Origin of the sequence: Leifsonia sp. Leaf264 (assembly GCF_001422325.1) — a bacterium.
Lineage (GTDB): Bacteria > Actinomycetota > Actinomycetes > Actinomycetales > Microbacteriaceae > Orlajensenia.
On record NZ_LMMR01000006.1, the window covers coordinates 19022 to 41050 of the forward strand.

Annotated in this window: 25 protein-coding genes; 2 read left to right on the top strand and 23 right to left on the bottom strand. The window is 68.4% G+C overall.

The window, feature by feature from the left end:
• Positions 1–25: 25 nt before the first annotated feature.
• The 7 genes from tsaD to glmS are packed head-to-tail and all read right to left on the bottom strand — an operon-like array spanning position 26 to position 6134.
• Positions 26–1081 (bottom strand): tRNA (adenosine(37)-N6)-threonylcarbamoyltransferase complex transferase subunit TsaD, encoded by a 1056-nt coding sequence (gene tsaD, locus ASF30_RS13175; RefSeq protein WP_055907357.1) that lies wholly within the window; start codon positions 1079–1081, stop codon positions 26–28.
• Entirely contained in the window at positions 1078–1593 is a 516-nt protein-coding gene (rimI, locus tag ASF30_RS13180; protein WP_055907360.1) for a ribosomal protein S18-alanine N-acetyltransferase, read from the bottom strand. Before rimI ends, tsaD begins: the two co-directional genes overlap by 4 nt.
• Positions 1590–2210, bottom strand: a complete 621-nt coding sequence (gene tsaB / locus ASF30_RS13185; protein WP_055907364.1) for a tRNA (adenosine(37)-N6)-threonylcarbamoyltransferase complex dimerization subunit type 1 TsaB — start codon at positions 2208–2210, stop codon at positions 1590–1592. Before tsaB ends, rimI begins: the two co-directional genes overlap by 4 nt.
• 32 nt (positions 2211–2242) lie before the next feature.
• Complete coding sequence (gene tsaE / locus ASF30_RS13190) at positions 2243–2770, bottom strand: tRNA (adenosine(37)-N6)-threonylcarbamoyltransferase complex ATPase subunit type 1 TsaE (protein ID WP_055908691.1); 528 nt, start codon at positions 2768–2770, stop codon at positions 2243–2245.
• 35 nt (positions 2771–2805) lie between these two features.
• Complete coding sequence (gene alr / locus ASF30_RS13195; protein WP_055907367.1) at positions 2806–3924, bottom strand: alanine racemase; 1119 nt, start codon at positions 3922–3924, stop codon at positions 2806–2808.
• Complete coding sequence (locus ASF30_RS13200) at positions 3921–4280, bottom strand: holo-ACP synthase (RefSeq protein ID WP_055907370.1); 360 nt, start codon at positions 4278–4280, stop codon at positions 3921–3923. The genes alr and ASF30_RS13200 overlap by 4 nt, the downstream gene beginning before the upstream one ends.
• Before the next feature lie 3 nt (positions 4281–4283).
• The gene (glmS, locus tag ASF30_RS13205; RefSeq protein ID WP_055907373.1) at positions 4284–6134 is read right to left on the bottom strand and encodes a glutamine--fructose-6-phosphate transaminase (isomerizing); all 1851 of its coding nucleotides are present in this window, start codon (positions 6132–6134) and stop codon (positions 4284–4286) included.
• Between the two features lie 44 nt (positions 6135–6178).
• Here glmS and coaA point away from each other — a divergent pair, with 44 nt between their 5' ends.
• Positions 6179–7135, top strand: a complete 957-nt coding sequence (coaA, locus tag ASF30_RS13210; RefSeq protein ID WP_055907376.1) for a type I pantothenate kinase — start codon at positions 6179–6181, stop codon at positions 7133–7135.
• On the opposite strand, the gene glmM is transcribed toward coaA, so the two are convergent.
• The 16 genes from glmM to ASF30_RS13290 all read right to left on the bottom strand — a co-directional run bounded on the left by glmM (position 7132) and on the right by ASF30_RS13290 (position 19843).
• Positions 7132–8493 (bottom strand): phosphoglucosamine mutase, encoded by a 1362-nt coding sequence (gene glmM / locus ASF30_RS13215; protein WP_055907379.1) that lies wholly within the window; start codon positions 8491–8493, stop codon positions 7132–7134. The two genes, coaA and glmM, sit on opposite strands and share 4 nt — an antisense overlap.
• 20 nt (positions 8494–8513) lie before the next feature.
• Positions 8514–8999 carry a 30S ribosomal protein S9 gene (gene rpsI, locus ASF30_RS13220; protein WP_055907384.1) on the bottom strand — a complete coding sequence of 162 codons (486 nt, stop codon included), beginning with the start codon at positions 8997–8999 and terminating at the stop codon, positions 8514–8516.
• 48 nt (positions 9000–9047) lie between these two features.
• Positions 9048–9494 (bottom strand): 50S ribosomal protein L13, encoded by a 447-nt coding sequence (gene rplM, locus ASF30_RS13225; RefSeq protein WP_055907387.1) that lies wholly within the window; start codon positions 9492–9494, stop codon positions 9048–9050.
• Positions 9495–9627: 133 nt separating this feature from the next.
• On the bottom strand, positions 9628–10644 hold the full coding sequence (truA, locus tag ASF30_RS13230) for a tRNA pseudouridine(38-40) synthase TruA (RefSeq protein ID WP_082467799.1): 1017 nt from the start codon (positions 10642–10644) through the stop codon (positions 9628–9630).
• A 181-nt stretch (positions 10645–10825) separates the two neighbouring features.
• Positions 10826–11359: a 50S ribosomal protein L17 gene (gene rplQ / locus ASF30_RS13235; protein ID WP_055907389.1), complete on the bottom strand. Its 534-nt coding sequence runs from the start codon at positions 11357–11359 to the stop codon at positions 10826–10828.
• 46 nt (positions 11360–11405) lie between these two features.
• Positions 11406–12395, bottom strand: a complete 990-nt coding sequence (locus ASF30_RS13240) for a DNA-directed RNA polymerase subunit alpha (RefSeq protein WP_055907392.1) — start codon at positions 12393–12395, stop codon at positions 11406–11408.
• A 148-nt stretch (positions 12396–12543) separates the two neighbouring features.
• Positions 12544–12942, bottom strand: coding sequence for a 30S ribosomal protein S11 (gene rpsK / locus ASF30_RS13245; protein WP_055821293.1), 399 nt, complete (start codon positions 12940–12942; stop codon positions 12544–12546).
• A gap of 45 nt (positions 12943–12987) precedes the next feature.
• Entirely contained in the window at positions 12988–13362 is a 375-nt protein-coding gene (gene rpsM, locus ASF30_RS13250; protein ID WP_055907394.1) for a 30S ribosomal protein S13, read from the bottom strand.
• Positions 13363–13516: 154 nt separating this feature from the next.
• The gene (gene rpmJ, locus ASF30_RS13255) at positions 13517–13633 is read right to left on the bottom strand and encodes a 50S ribosomal protein L36 (protein ID WP_055821300.1); all 117 of its coding nucleotides are present in this window, start codon (positions 13631–13633) and stop codon (positions 13517–13519) included.
• Positions 13634–13712: 79 nt separating this feature from the next.
• Positions 13713–13934, bottom strand: a complete 222-nt coding sequence (gene infA, locus ASF30_RS13260; RefSeq protein WP_021759551.1) for a translation initiation factor IF-1 — start codon at positions 13932–13934, stop codon at positions 13713–13715.
• Between the two features lie 197 nt (positions 13935–14131).
• On the bottom strand, positions 14132–15280 hold the full coding sequence (locus tag ASF30_RS13265) for a mannitol-1-phosphate 5-dehydrogenase (protein ID WP_055907397.1): 1149 nt from the start codon (positions 15278–15280) through the stop codon (positions 14132–14134).
• 2 nt (positions 15281–15282) lie between these two features.
• A complete protein-coding gene (locus tag ASF30_RS13270; RefSeq protein WP_055907401.1) occupies positions 15283–15723 on the bottom strand; it encodes a PTS sugar transporter subunit IIA in 441 nt (146 codons plus the stop codon).
• 94 nt (positions 15724–15817) lie between these two features.
• Positions 15818–17401, bottom strand: a complete 1584-nt coding sequence (locus ASF30_RS13275) for a PTS mannitol transporter subunit IICB (protein WP_055907405.1) — start codon at positions 17399–17401, stop codon at positions 15818–15820.
• 17 nt (positions 17402–17418) lie between these two features.
• On the bottom strand, positions 17419–19104 hold the full coding sequence (ptsP, locus tag ASF30_RS13280) for a phosphoenolpyruvate--protein phosphotransferase (protein WP_055907408.1): 1686 nt from the start codon (positions 19102–19104) through the stop codon (positions 17419–17421).
• Positions 19105–19149: 45 nt separating this feature from the next.
• Positions 19150–19437: an HPr family phosphocarrier protein gene (locus tag ASF30_RS13285; RefSeq protein WP_055907411.1), complete on the bottom strand. Its 288-nt coding sequence runs from the start codon at positions 19435–19437 to the stop codon at positions 19150–19152.
• Positions 19438–19528: 91 nt separating this feature from the next.
• Positions 19529–19843, bottom strand: a complete 315-nt coding sequence (locus ASF30_RS13290) for a PTS sugar transporter subunit IIB (RefSeq protein ID WP_055907414.1) — start codon at positions 19841–19843, stop codon at positions 19529–19531.
• 189 nt (positions 19844–20032) lie between these two features.
• On the opposite strand from ASF30_RS13290, the gene ASF30_RS13295 reads away from it, so the two are divergent.
• Positions 20033–21952 carry a BglG family transcription antiterminator gene (locus tag ASF30_RS13295; protein WP_235480333.1) on the top strand — a complete coding sequence of 640 codons (1920 nt, stop codon included), beginning with the start codon at positions 20033–20035 and terminating at the stop codon, positions 21950–21952.
• Positions 21953–22029: the final 77 nt, after the last annotated feature.

A 22029-nucleotide genomic window follows, 5' to 3' on the forward strand; every position in this document is an offset into this window, starting at 1 on the left:
GTGTGACGTCGCGTGCGTCGTGGGCTCAGTGGACCTGGATGTCTGTGACGGGCAGCGTGGAGTCGGCTCCGAAGTCCGGCCCCGATGGATCGTGTCCGTGCATGACGAGTTGCGCTCCGAGGGCGGCGATCATCGCGCCGTTGTCGGTGCAGAGGGCGAGGGGAGGCACGCGCAGGGCGATGCCGGCTGCCGCCGTGCGCTCCTCCGCCATCGACCGGACACGGGCGTTCGCGACGACGCCGCCGCCCAGCAGGAGGCGGGGAACGCCGAGGTCGGTGCAGGCGGCGATCGCCTTGCCGATCAGCACGTCGGCGACGGCTTCGCGGAAGCTGGCTGCGACATCGGCGAGCGGCACCGGCTCGCCGGCGTCCTGCTTCTTCTCGACCCAGCGTGCGACGGACGTCTTGAGCCCGGAGAAGCTGAAGTCGTAGCGGTGCGCCGCCATGTCCTTCGGCAGGGTCAGGCCACGCGGGAACCGGATGGCCCTCGGATCGCCGTCGGCAGCGAGGCGATCGATGTGCGGCCCCCCGGGATACGGCAGGCCGAGGATGCGGGCGACCTTGTCGAACGCCTCTCCCGCGGCGTCGTCGATGGTCTCGCCGAGCAGCTCCACATCGGACACCAGGTCGCGCACCAACAACAGCGAGGTGTGGCCGCCCGAGACCAGCAGCGCGATGGTCGGGTACTCGAGATGCCCGTCCTCGCCGAGGACGTCGACGCCGACGTGGCCGACGAGGTGGTTCACGGCATACAGCGGCTTGTCCAGCGCGAGTGCGAGCGCCTTCGCCGATCCCACCCCGACCATGAGGGCGCCCGAGAGTCCGGGGCCGCTCGTGACGGCGATGGCGTCGAGATCGTCGAGCGTGACCCCGGCCTCGGCGAGCGCGGCGCCGATCATGGGGGTCATCGACTCGAGGTGCGCGCGGGCCGCGACCTCGGGCACCACTCCCCCGTAGCGGGCATGCTCGTCCATCGACGAGGCGATGGCATTGGCGAGCAGGGTGCGACCCCTCACGATGCCGACTCCGGTCTCGTCGCAGGACGTCTCGATCCCGAGAACGAGCGGCTCGTCGCGATTCATCGCGCTTCCTCCTGGTCATCGACGGCAGCGGTGGCGAGCGTCGTGCGGGAGGGAGGGACCGTCAGTCGCATCACGATCGCATCGACACCGTCGGGCTGGTAGTAGTTCGGTCGCACGGCGATCTCGCTGAACCCGAGGCTCAGGTAGAGCCCGTGGGCCACGGGGTTGTCGGCGCGCACCTCGAGGAAGACCTCGCTCACGCCGCGGTTCCTGGCCTCGTCGATGAGCCGCTGCATGAGCGCGCGGCCAAGACCGTGGCCGCGGACGGGTTCCGTGACGGCGATGGTCTGGATGTCGCCATCCGTTCCCCCGTGCGGAGCGAGGAGGCCCGCGTAGCCGACGATGTTCTCGCGTTCGTCGGGCGGGAACGCCACCAGGTAGTACGTGTGCTCGCTCGCGAGATCGCCGCGCATGGTCGCGGTCGACCACGCGTCGGTCGTGAAGGTGCTGGTCTCGATGGCCATGATCGCGTCGACATCGGCCACGCCGGCGCGGCGCATCTGGAAGGTCACCGGGTCACCCGCTTGGGCCCGTTCGACGGCGTCACGTCGGGTGAGCGCAGGTACAGGGGTTCGTCGGCCGCGAACGGATGCCCCGCCGCGAACGCGAGCTCGGCGACCATGCCCAGCCCGCCGGCCGGAATGGCGGCGGCATCGATGCGCGGCAGTTCGGCGAACGGCACGGCGTCGGGTTTCGCGAGGCCGGGTCCTTCGGTGCGCATCGGCAGCCCGGATGCATCCGCTCCGGAGTACGCCGACCAGAAGACCTCGCGTCGTCTGGCGTCGGTCACGACCAGCAGCGGGCCCGTCGCACCGCCGGCGTAGTGCTTCCACGCGACGGCGTCGTGGCTGACGACGGGAACCAGCGGCTTGCCCAAGGCGAAGGCGAAGGTACGCGCGGCGCTGATGCCGACCCGCAGCCCGGTGAACGGTCCGGGACCCATCCCGGCGACGACGCCGGAGAGTCGATCGGGCCGGATGCCGGCCTCGGCGAGGGCGGAGCTGATCAGCGAGCCGATGACCTCGGCGTGCCGCATGGTGTCGAGGACGTCGACCTGGCTCAGGATGCCGCCGTCACGGTCGACCACTGCGACGCTCGTGCCGGCGGAGGTATCGATGGCGAGCAGCACCCCTCCAGCCTACTTCGCCGCGACGGTCGCCCTCAGGCGTAGGGCGAGTCGGCCCAGCGCGGACCGAAGCCGCGGATCGTGACGGTGCGGGGCTCGTCGGCATCGAGGTCGGCGGCATCCGTGTCGGCGTCATCGTCGTCGCCGTCGCCGTCGCCGTCGCCGTCGCCGTGCGACCCTGCGTCGTCGCCGGAGTCGCTCTCGGATCCGGCTCCCGTCGGCCGGACGATGTCGAGCTCCAGCCACGACTCTGCGACGCCGTCGAGCAGCCCGGCACCCCATTCGACGACCACCACCGAGCCCGCGAAGTCGATGTCGAGGTCGTCGAGCTCCATGGCGCTCGCCAGCCTGTACGCGTCGACGTGCACGAGCGGCGGACCACCGGTGAGGTTCGGGTGCGTGCGGGCCAGCACGAAGGTGGGGCTGGCCACGCGTCCGCGCACGCCGAGGCCGGCGCCGATGCCGCGGGTCAGGGTGGTCTTTCCCGCCCCGAGTGGTCCGCTGAGAACGAGGAGGTCTCCGGCCCGCAGCTGTGCCGCGAGCGCCTCCCCGAGCTCGGTCATGCCCTCGGACTCGGCGATGGTGATGATCTGCACGGTTATGCCTCATACCGCCTGTGCACGCGCTGCCCGATGCGCGTCACGATCTCGTAGTTGATGGTGCCCGCAGCGCGTGCCCAGTCGTCGGCCGACGGTGCGCCCGTCGCCGGGTCACCGAACACGATGACCTCGTCGCCGATGCCCACGGCGGCGTCTCCCACGTCGACGATGAACTGGTCCATGGCGATCCGGCCGACGACGGGATGCCGCTTCCCCGCGATCCAGACCTCGGCCCGACCCGATGCCTGCCGGGGGATGCCCTCGGCGTAGCCGAGCGGCACCAGGACCAGGGTGGTGTCGTGCCCGGCGCGCCACTGGTAGTCGTAGGAGGCGCCGGTTCCAGCCTTCACCCGGCGCACGTTCGCGACCCGCCCGCGCAGGGTCATCGCGGGAACGAGGGCGATCTCGGGCGTCGCGTCACTCCACGGCGACAGCCCGTAGATGCCGATGCCGAGCCGCACCATGCTGAATCGGCTCTCGGGCTGGGTGATGGCGGAGGCCGTCGCCGCCAGGTGCAGCAGTTCGGGAGAGACCCCGTGGCGGGCGGCGGTCCTGACCGCCGTCTCGAACCCTTCGCGTTGGGCCGCGTCGTCGGCCGGAGAGGCATTCGAGAGGTGGCTGAAGAGACCCTCCACGATCACGTCGCCCGACTCCTGCAGCGCGCTCGCCGCGGTGAAGGCCGTGTCCCAGTCCCCCGCAGCCAGGCCGTTGCGGCTGAGTCCGGTGTCGACCTTGAGGTGGAGTCGCGCGGGCGTGCCGACGCGCGTGGCGGCATCCGTCACCGCATCCAGCTGTCCGAGCGTGGAGATGCCGAGCGAGATCCCCCGCTCGACGGCCTCGTCGAAGCGCGCCGCCGGATCGTGCAGCCAGGCGAGCAGTGGGGCGTCGATGCCGGCGTCGCGAAGCGCCAGTGCCTCAGAGATGTCGGCGACCCCGAGCCAGTCCGCGCCGCCCGCGAGGGCTGCGCGAGCGACGGGTTCAGCGCCGTGTCCGTACGCGTTCGCCTTGACGACGGCCATCACGTGGGGCGTGCCGACGTGGGCGGCCAGCGCGGCGACGTTGGCCGTGATGGCGGCGAGGTCGACGGATGCCTCGCGGAAGACGAGCGGCTCGCTCATGCGTCGCCCCGCTCCGTCACGACGAAAGCCGTCGCGATGCCGGCGTCGTGGCTCATCGACACGTGTACCCGCACGATGCCCTGCGCGTCGGCAGCGGCTGCGACCGTGCCGGAGAGCCTGAACTCGGGATCACCGTGCTCGTTCGCATCGATGACCATGTCGTGCCACCGCAGGCCGCCCGGCCCGCCGAGGGCCTTGATGAGCGCTTCCTTGGCCGCGAATCGTGCGGCGAGCGATCGCGGATGACGCCCGCGTTCGCTCTCAGCGAACAGCCTGTCGACGAGGCGCGGGGTGCGTGCGATCGCCCGCTCGAAGCGGGCAAGATCGACGACGTCGACTCCTATGCCGGCGATCACGGCTCACTCGACCGTGACTGACTTCGCCAGGTTGCGCGGCTGGTCGACGTCGAGGCCCTTGGCCAGAGACAGCTCCATGGCGAACAGCTGCAGGGGCACGACGGCGAGGAACGGCTCGAACAGGGGGGCGGCGAGCGGGATCGCGATGACCTCGTCCGCGAAGGGCAGCACCGCGGCATCGCCCTGCTCGGCGATGGCGATGACCCTGGCGCCTCGAGCGCGGATCTCCTGGATGTTCGAGACGACCTTGGCGTGCAGCAGCGCGGATCGGCTGGGGCTCGGCACGATGACGAACACGGGCTGACCGGGCTCGATGAGGGCGATCGGGCCGTGCTTGAGCTCGCCGGCGGCGAAGCCCTCGGCGTGGATGTAGGCCAGCTCCTTGAGCTTGAGCGCGCCTTCGAGCGCGACGGGGAATCCGACGTGGCGTCCCAGGAACAGCACGGCGCGGGTGTCGGCCATCCAGTGCGCGAGCTGGCGGATGCTCTCACCCGTCTGCAGGACCGTGGTGAGCTTCGCCGGGATGGCCTCGAGCTCGGCCAGCTCGACCGCGACCTCCGCGGGCGTGAGGGTTCCGCGCACGCGGGCGAGGTGCAGGCCGAACAGGTACAGGGCGGTCATCTGGGCGACGAAGGCCTTGGTCGATGCGACGGCCACCTCCGGGCCGGCGTGGGTGTAGATCGCGGCATCCGACTCGCGCGGGATGGTCGCCCCCTGCGTGTTGCAGATGGCGATGGTCTTCGCGCCGGCCTCGCTGGCGTACTTGACGGCCATCAGGGTGTCCATGGTCTCGCCGGACTGCGAGATCGAGATCACGAGGGTGGACGAGGTGATGACGGGGTCGCGGTAGCGGAACTCGTGGCTGAGCTCGACCTCGACGGGGATGCCCGCCCACTTCTCGATCGCGTACTTGGCCACGAGCCCGGCGTACGCTGCCGTGCCGCATCCGATCACGACGATGCGGCTGATACCGGCGAGCACGTCGTCCCCGAGGGCTTCGAGTTCGGGGATGCTCACCCCGGTGTCGCCGACGCGGCCGCGCAGGGTGTTGGCGACGGCGTCAGGCTGCTCGGAGACCTCCTTCGCCATGAAGCTCGACCAGCCGCCCTTGTCGCTCGCCGAGGCGTCCCACGCCACGTCGAACTCCTCGGTCTCGACGGGGTTGCCCTCGAAGTCCGTGACGACGACGGCGTCGGCGGTGATGGCGACGATCTGGTCCTGACCGATGGCCATGGCGCGGCGGGTGTGCTCGACGAAGGCTGCGACATCCGATCCCAGGAAGTTCTCGCCGTCACCGAGGCCGATCACCAACGGCGAATTGCGGCGGGCGCCGACGACGAGACCGGGCTGGTCCTGGTGCAGGGCGAGGAGCGTGAAGGCACCCTCGAGGCGCGACACCGTGGTCTGGAATGCGAGGCGCAGGTCGCCGGATGCCCGGTACTCGCGTCCGAGCAGCACCGCAGCCACCTCGGTGTCCGTCTCACTCTCGAAGGCGTAGCCCTCGGCGAGCAGTTCGTTCTTCAGCTCGGAGAAGTTCTCGATGATGCCGTTGTGGATGAGGGCGAGTCGGCCGTCGTCGCCGAGGTGGGGGTGTGCGTTGCGGTCGGTGGGTCCGCCGTGAGTCGCCCAGCGCGTGTGGCCGATGCCGGTGCGGCCGTCGTTGATCGGATGGGAGGTCAACTCATCCGTGAGCTTGACGAGCTTGCCGGCCTTCTTCGCCGTGGCCAGCCCGCCCTCGTCATCGATCACCGCGACGCCGGCGGAGTCGTAGCCGCGGTACTCGAGACGACGAAGGCCGCCGATCAGCACTTCGAGACTCTTGTTCGAGCCGACATATCCCACGATTCCGCACATGGGGTCGATTTTAGTGGGCGCAGCCTGCGACTAGGCTCTTAGCGATGTCCGATCCGGCGAGAACCAATGGTGTCCACGGCCACAGCTCCCCGTTCGTCGAGCTGGATCGCGCCGACTGGGCGGCGCTCGCGAGGTCGACGCCGCTGCCACTGAGCGAGACGGAACTCGTGCAGTTGCGCGGGCTCGGTGAGCCACTCGACCTCTCCGAGGTGACCGATGTCTACCTCCCCCTCAGCAGGTTGCTGAACCTCTACGTCGCCGGCGCGCGCCGCCTGCACCGGGCGACCAGCGACTTCCTCGGCGACAGGGCCGAGAGCACCCCCTTCGTGATCGGCGTGGCTGGATCCGTCGCCGTCGGCAAGTCCACCATCGCCCGCCTGCTGCGCGAGCTCCTGGCACGCTGGGAGGACACTCCACGGGTGGAGCTCGTGACGACCGACGGCTTCCTGCTCCCGAACGCCGAACTCGAGCGTCGCGGCCTGATGTCGCGCAAGGGCTTCCCCGAGTCCTACGACCGCCGAGCGCTGCTCCGGTTCGTCAGCGAGGTCAAGGCCGGCACCGCAGAGGTTCGGGCACCGTTCTACTCCCACCTCAGTTACGACATCGTCCCGGATGCGCAGATCACCGTGCGCCGCCCCGATGTGCTCATCGTCGAGGGCCTGAACGTGCTGCAGCCGCCGGGGCCGGGCCACCGCCTGGCCGTGAGCGACCTGTTCGACTTCACCATCTACGTCGACGCCCGAACGCGCGACATCGCCCGCTGGTACGACGAGCGTTTCCTCAAGCTGCAGCGGGGCGCATTCAGCAACCCGCTGTCGTACTTCCACCGCTACGCGTCGCTCACCGAGGAGGAGGCGCGCGCTCGCTCCGGCGAGATCTGGCGTTCGATCAACGAACCGAACCTGCTGCAGAACATCCGGCCCACGCGGTCGCGGGCGACACTGGTGTTGCGGAAGGACGAGAACCACACCGTCGATTCGGTGCTGCTCCGCAAGCTCTAGAGGGCGAGCTGCTCCAGGACCACGTCGGCGAGGCCGTTGGCCAGTCTGTCGGCGGTGGCCTGATCGGCCGCCTCCACCATGACGCGCACCATCGGCTCGGTTCCCGAGCGACGCATGAGCACCCGACCCGAAGCGCCCAGCTCGGCTTCGGCATCGCGGACGGCGGCGGCGATGACGTCGTCGGAGTCGAGCGCGTGGTGATCGACTCCGCGTACGTTCACGAGGATCTGCGGGAACACCGTCATGACGCTCGCGAGCTCAGCGGCGGTCTTCCCCGTGCGGGCCATCTCGGCCACCAGGTGAAGTCCGGTGAGGATGCCGTCGCCCGTCGTGGCGTACTCGGTCATGATGACGTGGCCGGACTGCTCGCCGCCGAGCGCCAGAGAGTCGGCGTTCAGCTCCTCGAGCACGTAGCGGTCACCGACGGCGGTCTGGATGACCGTGATGCCGTTCGCCTCCATCGCCCTGTGCAGGCCGAGGTTGCTCATCACCGTCACGACGAGGGTGTCCTTGGTGAGGTGGCCGCGCTCCTTCATCGCCACGGCCAGGATCGCCATGATCTGGTCGCCGTCGATGATGTTGCCGGCTGCATCCACCGCGAGGCAGCGATCGGCGTCGCCGTCATGAGCGATGCCGATGTCGGCTCCGACCTCGAGCACCTTGGCTGCGAGGTGGTCGAGATGGGTCGAGCCGACGCCGTCGTTGATGTTCGTTCCGTCGGGATCGGCTCCGATGACGGTGATCGTCGCGCCGGCCAGGGCGAACACCTCGGGCGAGATGCCCGCTGCCGCGCCGTTGGCGCAGTCCAGCACGACGTGAACGCCCTCGAGTCGGTTCGGGAGGGTGCCCATGAGGTGCAGCACATAGCGGTCCTCGGCATCCGCGAATCGACGGATTCGGCCGACCTCTCCCCCCGTCGGGAGGAGTTTCTCGATGCCGAGGTGCGCTTCGATGCGATCCTCGACCTCGTCGGGAAGCTTGGCGCCGCCGACAGCGAACAGCTTGATTCCGTTGTCGGGGGCGGGGTTGTGCGATGCCGAGATCATGACGCCGAAGTCGGCGCCGCTGTCGGCGATGAGGAACGCCGTGGCCGGTGTCGGCACGACGCCGGCGTCGAGGACGTCGACGCCGGAACTCGCGAGGCCTGCTGCGACGGCGGCTCCGAGGAACTCGCCGGAGACCCGGCCATCACGGGCGAGAACCGCGACGGGGCGTCTGCCCTGTGCGCGGCGCTCTTCCGCACGTCGCCCTGAAGTCAGGACGACGGCGCTCGCCTGAGCGAGGCCCAGGGCCAGGTCAGCCGTGAGTTCACGGTTGGCCAGGCCCCGGACCCCGTCGGTTCCGAAGAGACGAGGCATGTCTGCCAGTGTCGAAGCGCTTAGCGCTTCGAGAACTGCGACGCCTTACGGGCCTTCTTGAGACCAGCCTTCTTGCGCTCGATGACGCGAGCGTCACGGGTGAGGAAGCCGGCCTTCTTCAGGGCAGCACGGTTGTTCTCGCGGTCGATCTCGTTCAGCGCACGAGCGATCGCGAGGCGGAGGGCACCGGCCTGGCCGGAGGGGCCACCACCGGTGATCTTCGCGACGACGTCGTAGCTGCCGATGAGGTCGAGCACCTTGAACGGGTCGTTGATGAGCTGCTGGTGGAGCTTGTTCGGGAAGTAGTCCGCGAGGTCGCGGCCGTTCACGGTCAGGCTGCCGGCGCCGGGCACGAGGCGCGCGCGGGCGATGGCCTGCTTGCGACGGCCGACGGCGGAGCCCGAGACGTTCAGGACGGCGCGGGGTGCACGGGGGGTTTCTTCAGCGGGGGTTTCGGTCGAGTAGCTCTCGGGAGCCACGTCGATCTGGTCTGCGATCTTCGCCACGGTGATTGGAATCCTTTGTCTGTGAATCGAGAAGTCGGGGGCCGGGCGCTACTGGGCGACCTGGTTGAAGACGAACTGCTTCGGCTGCTGGGCAGCGTGAGGGTGCTCCGGGCCGGTGTAGACCTTGAGCTTCTTCAGCTGGGCGCGGCCGAGCGAGTTCTTCGGGAGCATTCCGCGGATCGCCTTCTCGACGGCGCGCGTGGGGTTCTTCTCGAGCAGCTCCGAGTAGGTGACTGCCGTGAGGCCGCCCGGGTAACCGGAGTGGCGGTAGGCCTTCTTCTGGTCCGCCTTGGAGCCGGTCAGGGCCACCTTGTCGGCGTTGATGATGATGACGAAGTCGCCGGTGTCCATGTGGTTGGCGAAGGTCGGCTTGTGCTTGCCGCGCAGCAGGACTGCTGCGTGGGTCGCCAGGCGACCGAGAACGACATCGGCTGCGTCGATGACGTACCAGTCGTGGGTGATCTCACTGGCTTTCGGGGTGTAAGTGCGCGTCACTGTAGTGGCTGCTTTCTGTTCGAACGGAGGTGTTCGTGAATCCCACTCCGGGCGGTTCTCGAGGAGAACACAGTCGATGGAGGGCTCACGTTCGTGTACCCGGCCGCCAAGGCACGGGCACCAACGGTCTATCTTAGGAGACTTCGACCCCATTGGCAATTCGAGGGCGGTCCGCTGCGGAATCCGTCGTCGCGGTCGTTGCGACCGTGGCATCGATCGGCGCATCGCTGCGATGCAGGGCCCGCCGCTGCCGGGTCTCGGCTGCGCGGGCCGCGAGCCTCAGGTCGTCGGGGTAGCCGACCTGCGTCAGGGTGAGTCCGCGAGCCGGCATCACCATGAACGCGTTCGTACGTTCGGCGGCGTCGCGCAGCGCGACGGGATCCCCGGGGTCGAGCTTGCCGGCTCCCACCGAGACGCAGGCGCCGACCAGCGCGCGCACCATGCTGTGGCAGAAGGCATCGGCCTGCAGACGCGCGGTCAGCACGCCGTCGACATCCCGTTCCCAGGTGAACGACTGCAGGGTGCGGATCGTCGTGGCGCCGTCGCGTGGCTTGCAGTAGGCGGCGAAGTCGTGCAGCCCGCACAGGCTCGCAGCCGCGGCGTCCATCGCCTCACCATCGAGGCGCGAATGGTGCCAAGTCGTGTTCACCCTGTGCAGCGGGTTGCGCACAGCGGTCTGGTCGGCGAGCCGATAGCTGTAGCGGCGCCAGAGTGCACCGAACCTGGCGTCGAACCCCTCGGGAGCCAGCGACCCCCGGGAGATCACGATGTCGCCCTTCTGGCTCAGGATGCCGTTGAGTCGACGCGCGAGCGCCGTGCCGGCGTCACGCTCCCCGCCCCGATTGCGTCCGCGGTCGGGTCGCAGCAGGCTGCCGGCCTGGGCGTCGGTGAGGTCGAGGTGTGCGACCTGCCCTGTGGCGTGGACACCGGCATCCGTTCGCCCGGCGACGACCAGGGTAGGCGGGGGGCCGTAGCGGCGGAGGATCGAAGCCAGCGCCTGCTCGATCTCGCCCTGCACCGTACGCAGATTCGGCTGGCGGCCCCAGCCGTTGAAATCGGTTCCGTCGTAGGCGATGTCCAGGCGGATGCGACGGGTGCCGTCGAGCGGAGGGTGAAGGGTCGAGGAGGACTCGATCTCCTCGTCAACCATGCCGTCCACGCATCCAGTTTACGAGTCGGCACCAGCAGCTAAGAACGAGACGCCAGGTCGTCGGCTGTGGACATGTGAGCACCCCCGGAACTTGGCGCCTCGACCGCGGGCACCCCGAGCACGAGACAGGGCCCCGGCGATCCGAATGGATCACCGGGGCCCTGTGAGGGTGGTGCAGAGACTACTTGGCCTCGGCCTCGTCGGCCGGGGTCTCGACCTCGGCGTCGGTTGCGACGGCCTCGTCGACCTCGGCCTCAGCCGGGGTGACGGTCTCGTCGGTGACGTCTGCCTCGGGCTCGGCCTCGACGACCGGAGCGGTCTTCGCTGCAGCCTTGGCGGGCTTGGCCTTCTTCACGACGGGCTCGAGGACGAGCTCGATCTGCGCCATGGGAGCGTTGTCGCCCTTGCGGTAGCCGATCTTCGTGATGCGGGTGTAGCCGCCGTCGCGCTCGGCGACGAGCGGAGCGATCTCGGTGAAGAGCTCGTGGACGACGGACTTGTCACCGATGACAGCCAGCACGCGACGACGAGCGTGGAGGTCTCCACGCTTTGCGAACGTGATGAGACGCTCGGCGTAGGGACGCAGGCGCTTGGCCTTGGTCTCGGTCGTCTTGATCGACTTGTGCTCGAACAGCTGCGAAGCCAGGTTGGCCAGCATCAGACGCTCGTGTGCGGGTCCGCCTCCGAGGCGGGGGCCCTTGGTGGGCTTAGGCATTTATTTCTCCAGTATGTGAAAGGTCGAAGCTCGAAACGAACGAGCTCTAGATGTTCTCGTCGTCGTAGCCGCTGTAGAAGTGGGCGCCGTCGAATCCGGGGACCGAGTCCTTGAGCGACAGGCCGAGCTCCACGAGCTTGTCCTTGACCTCATCCACCGACTTCTGACCGAAGTTGCGGATGTTCATGAGCTGAGTCTCCGAGAGGGCGACGAGCTCGCTGACGTTGTTGATGCCCTCACGCTTCAGGCAGTTGTACGAACGCACCGACAGGTCGAGGTCCTCGATCGGGATCGAGAGCTCGCTCGAGAGGACGGCGTCGACCGGCGCGGGGCCGATCTCGATGCCCTCGGCAGCGGTGTTGAGCTCGCGGGCCAGACCGAACAGCTCGGTGAGCGTACGGCCGGCGGAGGCGATGGCGTCGCGCGGCGTGATGGCCGGCTTCGTCTCGACGTCGACCACGAGGCGGTCGAAGTCGGTGCGCTCACCGGCACGAGTCGCCTCGACGCGGTAGGTGACCTTGAGGACGGGCGAGTAGATCGAGTCGATCGGGATCTGACCGGCTTCGCTGTACTCGTTGCGGTTCTGCGTGGCCGAGACGTAGCCGCGGCCGCGCTCGATGGTGAGCTCGAGCTCGAACTTCGCCGACTCGTTGATCGTCGCGATCACGAGCTCGGGGTTGTGCACCTCGACACCGGCCGGAGCCGAGATGTCGGCGGCGGTGACCTGACCGGCGCCCTGCTTGCGCAGGTAGGCGGTGATCGGCTCGTCGTGCTCGCTGGAGACGACCAGGCCCTTGATGTTCAGGATGATCTCGGTCACATCCTCCTTGACACCGGGAACGGTGCTGAACTCGTGGAGGACGCCGTCGATGCGGATGCTGGTCACAGCAGCGCCGGGGATCGACGAGAGGAGGGTGCGGCGGAGCGAGTTGCCGAGCGTGTAGCCGAAGCCGGGCTCGAGGGGCTCGATCACGAACCGCGAGCGGAACTCGGAGATGTTCTCCTCGGTGAGCGTGGGGCGCTGTGCAATGAGCACTGTTATTCCTTTCGGCGAGGTGTCCGCTATATGACACCTGCGATGGCGACCGGGTGGGCTGGCCCGGCGTTTGTGGAGTTATGGAAGGAACGGGCTGAAGGCCGGCCGGTGCGCATCAGTGATGCGCTCCGACCGGCCGATCAGGTGATTAGACGCGGCGACGCTTGGGCGGGCGGCATCCGTTGTGCGCCTGCGGGGTGACGTCGTTGATCGATCCGACCTCGAGGCCTGCGGCCTGGAGCGAGCGGATGGCCGTCTCGCGACCCGATCCGGGTCCCTTGACGAACACGTCGACCTTCTTCATGCCGTGCTCCTGCGCCTGACGCGCAGCCGACTCAGCGGCGAGCTGAGCGGCGAACGGGGTCGACTTGCGCGAACCCTTGAAGCCGACTCCACCGGACGAGGCCCAGCTGATGACCGCACCGGTGGTGTCGGTGATCGAGACGATCGTGTTGTTGAACGTCGACTTGATGTGGGCCTGGCCCACGGCGATGTTCTTCTTTTCCTTCTTGCGCGGCTTGCGAACGGCCGACTTGGGTGCTGCCATGATTTCTCCTGAATCCTATGAGGCGCGAAGGTCGCTGGCCGAGGCCTAGCGAGCCTTCTTCTTGCCGGCCACGGTGCGCTTCGGGCCCTTGCGGGTACGAGCGTTGGTCTTGGTGCGCTGTCCGCGGACAGGCAGGCCACGACGGTGGCGGATGCCCTCGTAGGAGCCGATCTCGACCTTGCGGCGGATGTCGGCGGCAACCTCGCGACGGAGGTCACCCTCCACCTTGAACGTGCCTTCGATGAAGTCGCGCAGGGCGACGAGCTGGTCATCGCTCAAGTCCTTGACGCGGATGTTTCCGTCGATCCCGGTCTCGGCGAGGGTCTGGAGGGCGCGGGTGCGTCCGACTCCGTAGATGTAGGTCAGTGCGACCTCCACGCGCTTCTCGCGCGGGATGTCGACGCCGGCTAGACGTGCCATGTGTGGCTTCTCCTGTTGATGAGTGGAGGTGTGGAGCAGTCCCGGTGCCGCGGCCTCCAACCGTGGGTGTCCCCTGACGGATCAGGTTCTTGGGATTGCTGTTCTCTTATTGAGTTGTCTCTGCTGTGTCCGACGGCGCCGAGGCGCCGACCGACTAACCCTGGCGCTGCTTGTGGCGCGGGTTGGACTTGCAGATGACCATGACGCGGCCGTTACGGCGGATCACCTTGCAGTGGTCGCAGATGGGCTTGACGCTGGGGTTGACCTTCATTGTTTTCCTTTTCGCTGTCTTCGTACCCGTCCACCTGCTCACGCAGGGGAATCGAACGGGCCGTTACTTACAGCAGCCTTTACTTGTAGCGGTAGACGATCCGGCCGCGAGTCAGGTCGTAGGGGCTCAGCTCCACGATCACGCGGTCCTCGGGGAGGATGCGGATGTAGTGCTGACGCATCTTGCCTGAGATGTGAGCCAGAACCTTGTGCCCGTTGGTGAGCTCTACCCGGAACATTGCGTTCGGGAGGGCTTCGACAACCGAGCCTTCGATCTCGATGACGCCGTCTTTTTTGGCCATAGCCTCTTCGTCGCTAAAAGTATTGGATGCTGGTCGTGCGGACGGTGCCCACCCTCGAACTCAGACGTCCGGAGGGCATGCGTCAACGGACGCAGGACACCAAAGATCAATCGTATGGCATTGTCGGGCGTTTGGCCAATCAGCGGCTACACTTCCCAGCTCGGATCCAGCCGGCGACGGATGCGCCCCGTCCGCGATCAGCTGCGAGCCGCGACGATCTCCCTCAGATCCTGGAACAGCGGATGGTCCGGCTCGATTCCCATCACGGACTCCACGACAGCCCCCGGACTCTCCGCCGATGCCAGGATGGCGTGCATCTGCACGCTCTGCTCGTCGTCGGGCTCGTCGAAGGCCAGCACAGCGCCGATGGCCTCGACGAGGGCGCTGGTCGGCAGTCCGCGCTCGGCGAGCTCGGCGGCCGGGCCGATGAAGCGCTCATGCCGGCTCAGCTTCCGCAGCGGTTGGCGTCCGACCCGCTGCACAGTGTCGGGAAGCGACGGGTTCGCGAAGCGGCGCAGGATCTTCTCCCTGTAGGCGCGTTGCACCTCGGGGTCGGCCTGGTGCTTCGCCACCAGCAGTGTCGAGGTCTCCTGCAGCACCCGCGTCGCGATCTCGGCGACGCTCGGGTCGCGGAGCGCATCGGACAGCGTGGTGTAGCCGGCCGCCGCTCCCAGGTAGGCGACAGTGGCGTGGCCCGTGTTCACCGTGAACAGCTTGCGCTCGATGAAGGGCAGCAGGTCGTCGACGAAGGTGGCATCCGGGATCACGGGAACATCCCCGTCGAACGGCCCGCTCTCGATCACCCACTCGAAGAAGCTCTCCACCGTCACATCGAGTCCGGCATCCGGATCCTGGCCTGGAACTATGCGGTCGACCGCGGTGTTCGCGAACACGGCGCGGTGCAGGCAACGCCTCCACTCGTCCTGGCCCATGAACGAGGCCACCTCGTCACGAAGCAGGTCGGTCGCATTGATGGCGTTCTCGCAGGCCATCACCTGCAGAGGCGGGAGTTCGGCTGGTCGCTCGCGCATGGCGGCGGCGATGTGCGGGGCGATGAAGCGCAGGACGGTGGGCCCGACGGCCGTCGTGACGATGTGCGCCGTCGTCAGCTCCTCCCGCAACTCCTCCTCCTGCGTCGCACTGTTGAACGCGCGGAAGTGGTCGACCACGCGGGTGGCGGGCTCATCGCCGACCTCGTGCACCTCGTAGCTGGTCGCGGCATCGAGGGCGTCGATGAGCTCGGCGTTCACATCGGCGAACACCACCTCGTAGCCGGCGTCGTGCAGGATGAGGCCGACGAAGCCGCGCCCGATGTTGCCGGCACCGAAGTGCACGGCCTTCTTCATGTTCACGACTCGTTGACGTCGGAGAGCGCGGCGTAGAGTTCCTCGGCGCTGTCGAGGGCGAGCAGCTTCTCCACCTCGTCCTCGTCGGAGAAGATGATGGCGATCTTCGAGAGGATCTCGAGATGCTCGTTGTCGATGCCGGCGATGCCGACGACGAAGCGCACCTCGTCGCCGTCCCAGTCGATGGGCTCGGCATAGCGGGTGAAGGACAGCCCCGACTTCCTGATGGTGCCCTTCGCCTCGTTGGTGCCGTGCGGGATGGCGAGGTAGTTGCCCATGTACGTCGACACCGACCCCTCCCGCTCCAGCATCGCATCGACGTAGGCAGCGTCGACCGCGCCCACCTCCACCAGGATCGCCCCTGCTGCGCGGATCGCGTCGTCTCGCCCGACTGCGGCATCCGCTGTGCGCACTGCTCCGCTGGACAGGATCTGCTCGGTCATCCGTCTCCCCCTACTGCTGTCTGTCGTTCATGGTCTCGGTTCCGCGTCTGCGGGACGAAAGGCGGATGCCACGGGCAGCGGCATCCGCCCGGCGTCAGCGCACGCCCTCGCTCTGCAGGAGATGCACGATCTCCTCGTACTTCGGGCTGTTCATGAAGTTCTCCACCGAGATGTGCAGTGCACTCGGGGACTGCTGCTTCGCCCGGTCGGTGAGGTCGCGATGCGTGACGACCAGGTCGACGTCGTCGGTGAGGTTGGCGATCGACTTGTTGGTGACATCGACGCTGTCGATGCCGGCCTTCTTGATCTTGTTGCGGAGCACCGTCGCGCCCATGGCACTCGAGCCCATCCCGGCATCGCAGGCGAAGATGATCGTGTGGATCGGCTTGCGGCTGAACGCCGCGCCCTCGCCCTCGTCCACGAGGGCTCCACCGGCGGCAGCGCCGGCGGAGGCGAGGTTGTCGAGCACGCTGCTCGACTTGCCCTTGTTCGCCTCGGTCTGGGCGATGGCCTGGCTCAGGTCACCGGCTCCCTCGGTCTCGAGATCCCGCTTGCGGCTGGAACGGAGGATGACCGACGCGATCAGGAACGACACCGTCGCCGAGAGGATGACGGAGAGGATGACTCCGAGATAGCTGTCGGATGCCGTCTGCAGGAGCACCGCGATGATGCTGCCCGGCGCTGCCGGCGCTCGGAGCCCGCTGTTGAACAGGGCGTTCGTGGCGACGCCGGTCGCTCCACCGAGGATGGCCGCGATGATCGTCATCGGCTTCATCAGCACGTACGGGAAGTAGATCTCGTGGATGCCGCCGAAGAACTGGATGATGATGGCGCCCGGCGCGCTCGCCTTGGCCATGCCGACGCCGAAGAAGGTGAAGGCCAGCAGGATGCCGAGGCCGGGACCGGGGTTGGCCTCGACGAGGAACAGGATCGACTTGCCGGTCTCGATCGCCTGCTGCGTGCCGATCGGGGTGAAGACGCCGTGGTTGATGGCGTTGTTGAGGAACAGCACCTTGGCCGGTTCCACGATGATGCTGAGCAGCGGGAGCAGGTGCACGCCGACGAGCCAGTTGACCATGTTGCCGAGGCCCTCGCTCACCCACGCGACAGCCGGACCGAACCCGAAGAAGCCGGCTATCGCCAGCAGCATGCCGAGGATGCCCGCTGAGAAGTTGTTCACCAGCATCTCGAAACCGGCCCGGATCTTGCCGTCCCAGATGGCGTCGACCTTCTTCATGAGCCAGGCTGCGAACGGGCCCATGATCATCGCGCCGAGGAACATGGGGATGTTCGTTCCCACGATCACGCCGACGGTGGCGATCGACGCCACGACGCCGCCTCGTTCGCCGTAGACCATCCGGCCGCCGGTGTTGGCGATGAGGAGGGGCAGCAGGTAGGTGATCATCGGCCCGACGAGACCGACGTAGGCGGGGAAGGTCGCGCCGTCGGCATCCGTCGCGAGGGTGGTCATGGCGCCCTGCCAACCGATGACGTCGGCGTTGCCGTATCCGCCGAGGATCGGGTTGGGCCACCAGCCCGTCGCGATGAACAGTGCGGTGATGAACCCCCAGGCGATGAAGGCCGCGATGTTCGGCATGATCATTCCACTGAGGAAGGTGCCGAACTTCTGGACGGCGACCCTGCCGCCTCCTGGCTTCTTCTCCGACGTCGTTGTCATGATGGTGCCTCTCCTGATCAGGTGGCGGGCGCTGGGACGCGCCCTGCTGTGCGCTCGGCCGCGGTGGACTTCGCGGCCGACTTGGCCTCGGCAGCCCCATCGGCGGCCAAGGCGACCTCGGCGAGCGCGCGGGCGTCGTCGAGAGTGAATCGCGCGAGGGACGCGCGGACATCGGCGAGGGCCGACGGCGACATCGACAGTGTCGTGGCTCCGAGCCCGACGAGCACGACGGCCAGCAGCGGATCCGCCGCCGCCTCGCCGCAGATGCCGACGGGCTTGCCGGCCGCGCGACCGGCCGCGCCGACCTCGGCGACCAGACGGAGGACGGCGGGGTGCCACGGATCCTGCAGGTTCGCGACGGTTCCGAGCAGGCGGTCGGCCGCCATCGTGTACTGGGTGAGGTCGTTGGTGCCGATGGATGCGAAGTCGGTCACCGCGAGGACCCGATCGGCGAGCAGCGCTGCCGCGGGCACCTCGACCATGACACCCGCGGTCTTGATGCCGAGCTCCTTCGCGAGAGTCGTGAAGTAGCGGGCCTCCTCGACCGTGGCGACCATGGGCGCCATCACCCAGAGGTCGGCATCCGTCGCCGCGTCGGCGGCGGCGAGCGCCGTCAGCTGCTCCCGCAGGATGGTCTCGGTATGACGGAGGGAGCGGATGCCGCGCAACCCGAGTGCCGGGTTCTCCTCGGGGGCGTCGTTGAGGAAGGCGAGGGGCTTGTCGGCCCCGGCGTCGAGCACGCGGGCGACGACCTTCTTGCCCGCGAAGGCCGTGAGGAGACGGGTGTACTGCTCCTGCTGCTCGCGGACCGTCGGGGCCGACTGCGAGTCGAGGAACAGGAACTCGGTGCGGAACAGCCCCACTCCCTCTGCACCGGCGGCCAGGGCGTCCGCCGCTCCGGCGGCTGAGCCCAGATTCGCCAGCAACGGCACGGGGGTGCCATCGGCGAGGGCTCCGGGACCCGTCGGCTGCTGCGCGCGCTGGGCGCGGTCCTCGATGCGCGCGGTGGCCGCTGCCAGCTCGTCGGCGGTCGGAGTCGTGATGACGGCATCCGCTGCGGCATCCACGATCACGGTGTCGCCGTCGGCGAGCGTGCCGGCCCCCGCCGCCCCGACCACGGCGACGATCGACTTCTCGCGCGCCAGGATGGCCGTGTGCGAAGTTGGGCCGCCGTCTGTGGTGATGAGGGCCAGTACCCGTTCGAGGTCGAGCAGTGCCGTGTCGGCGGGAGCGAGGTCGCGGGCGACGAGGACGAACGGATGCCCGGGGTTCGGGATGCCAGGAGCCGGCAGCTTCAGCAGGTGGGCGATGACCCGCTGCGACACGTCGTCGAGGTCGGCGGCGCGCTCCCCCATGTAACCGCCCATGCCGGCGAGCAGGTCGCGGAACGCGGCGAACGCCTCGAACACCGCGCGCTCGGCGGTCTTGCCCTCGGAGAGCCTGGCCGTGATGTCATCGGCGAGGGTGACGTCCTCCGCCATCATGGCTTGCGCCTCGAGGATGTCTCTCGCGGCTCCACCGGCCTGGGCACCGCGGCGATTGAGTTCGGCGGCGACCACCGACAGCGAGGCCGTGGCCCGCAGTCCCTCGCGCTCCGCGTCGAGGTGAGTGGGTCGATCGACAGGCTCTGGCAGTGGCTCCGCCATCCGGGCCACAGGGCCCAAGGCGATCCCCTCGCCGATTCCGATGCCGTGCAGTTCCATCAGTCGCCCTCCGTCGTGTAGCGGGAGGACGCCCGCGCGGGGCGATCAGCCGTCGTGGTCGGTGAGGAGCAGATCGACGAGACGGTCGAGGACCGTCGCGGCGTCGTCTCCGTCGACCGTGAGGGTGACTTCGTCACCGTGGTCGATTCCGAGGGCGATGACGGCGAGGATGCTCGCCGCATTGACGGGCCTTCCGTCGCCCTTCGCGATGGTGACCTTCGCCCCGGATTCCCCGACGGCCTGAGTGAAGAGCTTCGCGGGACGGGCGTGCAGCCCGTGTTCCGATCCGATTCGCACACTGCGCGTGGCAGTGGTGATGTCGATGTCTCCCATGTGTCGGGCCTCCGTCGCTGGCGTCCGTTCTGAACCCCACCATAGTGTCCGGGGTGCGACCGCACCACGGAGATGAGCCCGACGCGGCCGGTCACGGACGGATTCCGACCGCGTCGAGTGCACTGTCCAGGGCGATCGCCCCGGTGTGGTCTGTGAATGCCGCCTCCGGCAGGACGACGACGCTCGCGTCACCGACGGCCGCGAGGCGGGAGCGGATGGAATCGACGCGTGATGCCAGGTGGCTGCCGAGCAGCACGACGGCGGCATCCCGGGCGGCATCCTCGAGCAGTGCATCGCTCGTCGGGACCACGTCGATGGCCAGGCCGCGTTCGCGTCCGAGGCGGCGGATGCGCTGGGCTACGAAGGTGCTCGACGCACCGGCTCCGCACGCCACGAGGATCTTCATCGATCCGGCTCCTTCGCTCGAGGTTCGTTCCCTCAGTGTGGCGTCGTGGTGCCCCGGTCGGCCAACACGTTTTCTTCCGCCCCAGCGGAAATCTTGCCGGAACGACCCGCTGGCCATGTCGGAGATGCTTGACTCGTCGTGATGCGCACAGTGCCTTCGACGAGGACGGCACACGAAGGGACCCACGGCGTGAGCGACAGACGGGAGCAGCTGCTCGAGCTGCTCGCGCGCGCCGATCGGTGGTACACGGCCGCCGAGATCGGCGACCAGCTCGGCGTGACGCCGCGCAGCGTGCGCAGCTACGTCACGACGATCAAGGCCGAGGCCGCGCCGTTCGAGCCCGTGCAGTCCGGCCCGGCGGGGTACAGGCTCGACAGGGCCGAGCATGCGCGCTGGCGAGCGGCATCAGGAACCGAGGAATCCGGCGGGCCGGCCGCCAGGACGACCCGGCTGCTCCGCAGGCTGATCGACTCCCCCGACGGCTTGGACGCCTTCGCCACCGCGGCGTCGCTCCACGTCAGCGAGTCGACGCTGGAGAGCGACCTCACGCGTGTGCGCGCCCGTCTGGACGGAACCGGCCTGATCCTGCGCCGCACCGGAGGCACCCTCGCCCTCGACGGAACCGAGTCGGCGCGACGCCGTCTGCTGGGCACGCTGTTCCGTGAGGAGTCCGCCCGCGGGATGCTCGAGCTCGCCGCCATCCAGCGCGAGTTCCCCACCGCCGGGCTCCCCGAGTTCAAGACCGACCTCATCGCCGAGCTGACGGCCCGCGGCGCCGCCGTGAACGAGTACGGCCTCAGCAACGTGCTGCTGCACATCGCCATCGCAGTGGATCGGGTGCGCCGGCATCACAGCCTGCAGGCGGACGGTGACGGTTCGTCGGTTCCGGATGCCGCGGATCTGGGAATCGCCGACGTCGTCGACGCCCTCGTCGTGCGTCACTTCGACGTGCGACTGAACAGCGAGGACGTGGCGTACCTCGGCTACCTGGTCGAGACCCGGGTGGCGACGCCGGCCCAGACCGGACCCGACGCCCGTCAGGACGACCTGCTCGGCCCCGATGACCTCGCCGAGCTCCGCCGCATCGCAGTTCAGGCCGGCCGCGAGTTCCTCATCGACCTCGACGACGACGAGTTCCTCACCAGGCTCGCGCTGCACGTGCGCAACCTCGTGGCACGCGCCCAGGACCTGTCGTTCTCCCGCAACCCCCTCACCCGCTCCATCAAGGCCGGCTACCCGCTCACGTATGAACTCGCGGTGTACATCGCCAACGAGCTGCAGACCAGCCGTGGCATCCGTATCAACGAGGACGAGATCGCGTACATCGCCATGCACGTCGGCGCTCTCGTCGAGCAGCGCCGCCGCGTCGACGACGACCTCGTGAGCTGCTCCATCGTCTCGCCCGCCTACTACGAACTCCATCTCACGGTCCTCGCCCGCATCGAGGAGGCGCTCGGTGCGGACCTCGACGTGCAGAGCGTGGTGACGCGAACCGACGTCGACTGGGGCGCCCTCCCCGGCGATCTCGTCATCTCGACGGTCGAGCCGCCCCTGCCCGACGAGCGGGTCCTCGTCATAGCGCCGTTCCTCACCGATGCCGACATCGATCGGGTGCGTGCTGCCGTCAGCCGCATCCGTCGCCACCGGCGTCGCGCCCGGCTCGCGGCCGAGCTCGAGCGCTACTTCCAGCCCGAGCTGTTCCTGCGCGACGTCGTGGTCGCGGACGAGGAGGCGATGATCAGGCTGCTGGGCGAGCGGATGCGGGACCTCGGCATCATCGACGATGCCTACATCACGGGGGCGATCGAGCGGGAACGACTGTCGTCGACGGCGTTCACCGACACCCTCGCCGTGCCTCACGCCCTGGCCATGACGGCGCGCCGCACCTCGATCGCGATAGTGCTCAGCGACGCCCCGATCGACTGGAACGGCGCCAGGGTGAACGTGGTCGCCTTCATCGCCTTCAGCGAGAGTGACAGGTCGAGCTTCCAGGACGTCTTCGACCAGTTCGTCGAGGTCTTCTCCGAGCACGAGTCGGTGCACAGGCTGCTGCGGAACGCCCGGGACTACCCGTCGTTCATCGAGGAGCTCGTGCACGCCCTCGCGTGAGGCGCCTCACGCGCTTCGGCCCCGGCTCAGCCGCGGTTGAAGCGCACCCGGCACGGTTCGCCCACGGACTGCGTCCG

Coding starts and splice junctions, on each gene's coding strand:
- glmM (WP_055907379.1), bottom strand. CDS start 8,493: ATGCCTCGTCTCTTCGGAACCGACGGGGTCCGGGGCCTGGCCAACCGT.
- rpsK (WP_055821293.1), bottom strand. CDS start 12,942: ATGGCAGCACCCAAGTCGGCCGTTCGCAAGCCGCGCAAGAAGGAAAAG.
- alr (WP_055907367.1), bottom strand. CDS start 3,924: ATGAGCGAGCCGCTCGTCTTCCGCGAGGCATCCGTCGACCTCGCCGCC.
- rpmJ (WP_055821300.1), bottom strand. CDS start 13,633: ATGAAGGTCAACCCCAGCGTCAAGCCCATCTGCGACCACTGCAAGGTG.
- rplQ (WP_055907389.1), bottom strand. CDS start 11,359: ATGCCTAAGCCCACCAAGGGCCCCCGCCTCGGAGGCGGACCCGCACAC.
- ASF30_RS13290 (WP_055907414.1), bottom strand. CDS start 19,843: ATGAAGATCCTCGTGGCGTGCGGAGCCGGTGCGTCGAGCACCTTCGTA.
- ASF30_RS13275 (WP_055907405.1), bottom strand. CDS start 17,401: ATGACAACGACGTCGGAGAAGAAGCCAGGAGGCGGCAGGGTCGCCGTC.
- coaA (WP_055907376.1), top strand. CDS start 6,179: ATGTCCGATCCGGCGAGAACCAATGGTGTCCACGGCCACAGCTCCCCG.
- tsaD (WP_055907357.1), bottom strand. CDS start 1,081: ATGAATCGCGACGAGCCGCTCGTTCTCGGGATCGAGACGTCCTGCGAC.
- truA (WP_082467799.1), bottom strand. CDS start 10,644: ATGGTTGACGAGGAGATCGAGTCCTCCTCGACCCTTCACCCTCCGCTC.
- ASF30_RS13285 (WP_055907411.1), bottom strand. CDS start 19,437: ATGGGAGACATCGACATCACCACTGCCACGCGCAGTGTGCGAATCGGA.
- rpsM (WP_055907394.1), bottom strand. CDS start 13,362: ATGGCACGTCTAGCCGGCGTCGACATCCCGCGCGAGAAGCGCGTGGAG.
- ASF30_RS13265 (WP_055907397.1), bottom strand. CDS start 15,280: ATGAAGAAGGCCGTGCACTTCGGTGCCGGCAACATCGGGCGCGGCTTC.
- tsaE (WP_055908691.1), bottom strand. CDS start 2,770: ATGACCGAGCTCGGGGAGGCGCTCGCGGCACAGCTGCGGGCCGGAGAC.
- glmS (WP_055907373.1), bottom strand. CDS start 6,134: ATGTGCGGAATCGTGGGATATGTCGGCTCGAACAAGAGTCTCGAAGTG.
- ASF30_RS13270 (WP_055907401.1), bottom strand. CDS start 15,723: ATGACCGAGCAGATCCTGTCCAGCGGAGCAGTGCGCACAGCGGATGCC.
- ptsP (WP_055907408.1), bottom strand. CDS start 19,104: ATGGAACTGCACGGCATCGGAATCGGCGAGGGGATCGCCTTGGGCCCT.
- infA (WP_021759551.1), bottom strand. CDS start 13,934: ATGGCCAAAAAAGACGGCGTCATCGAGATCGAAGGCTCGGTTGTCGAA.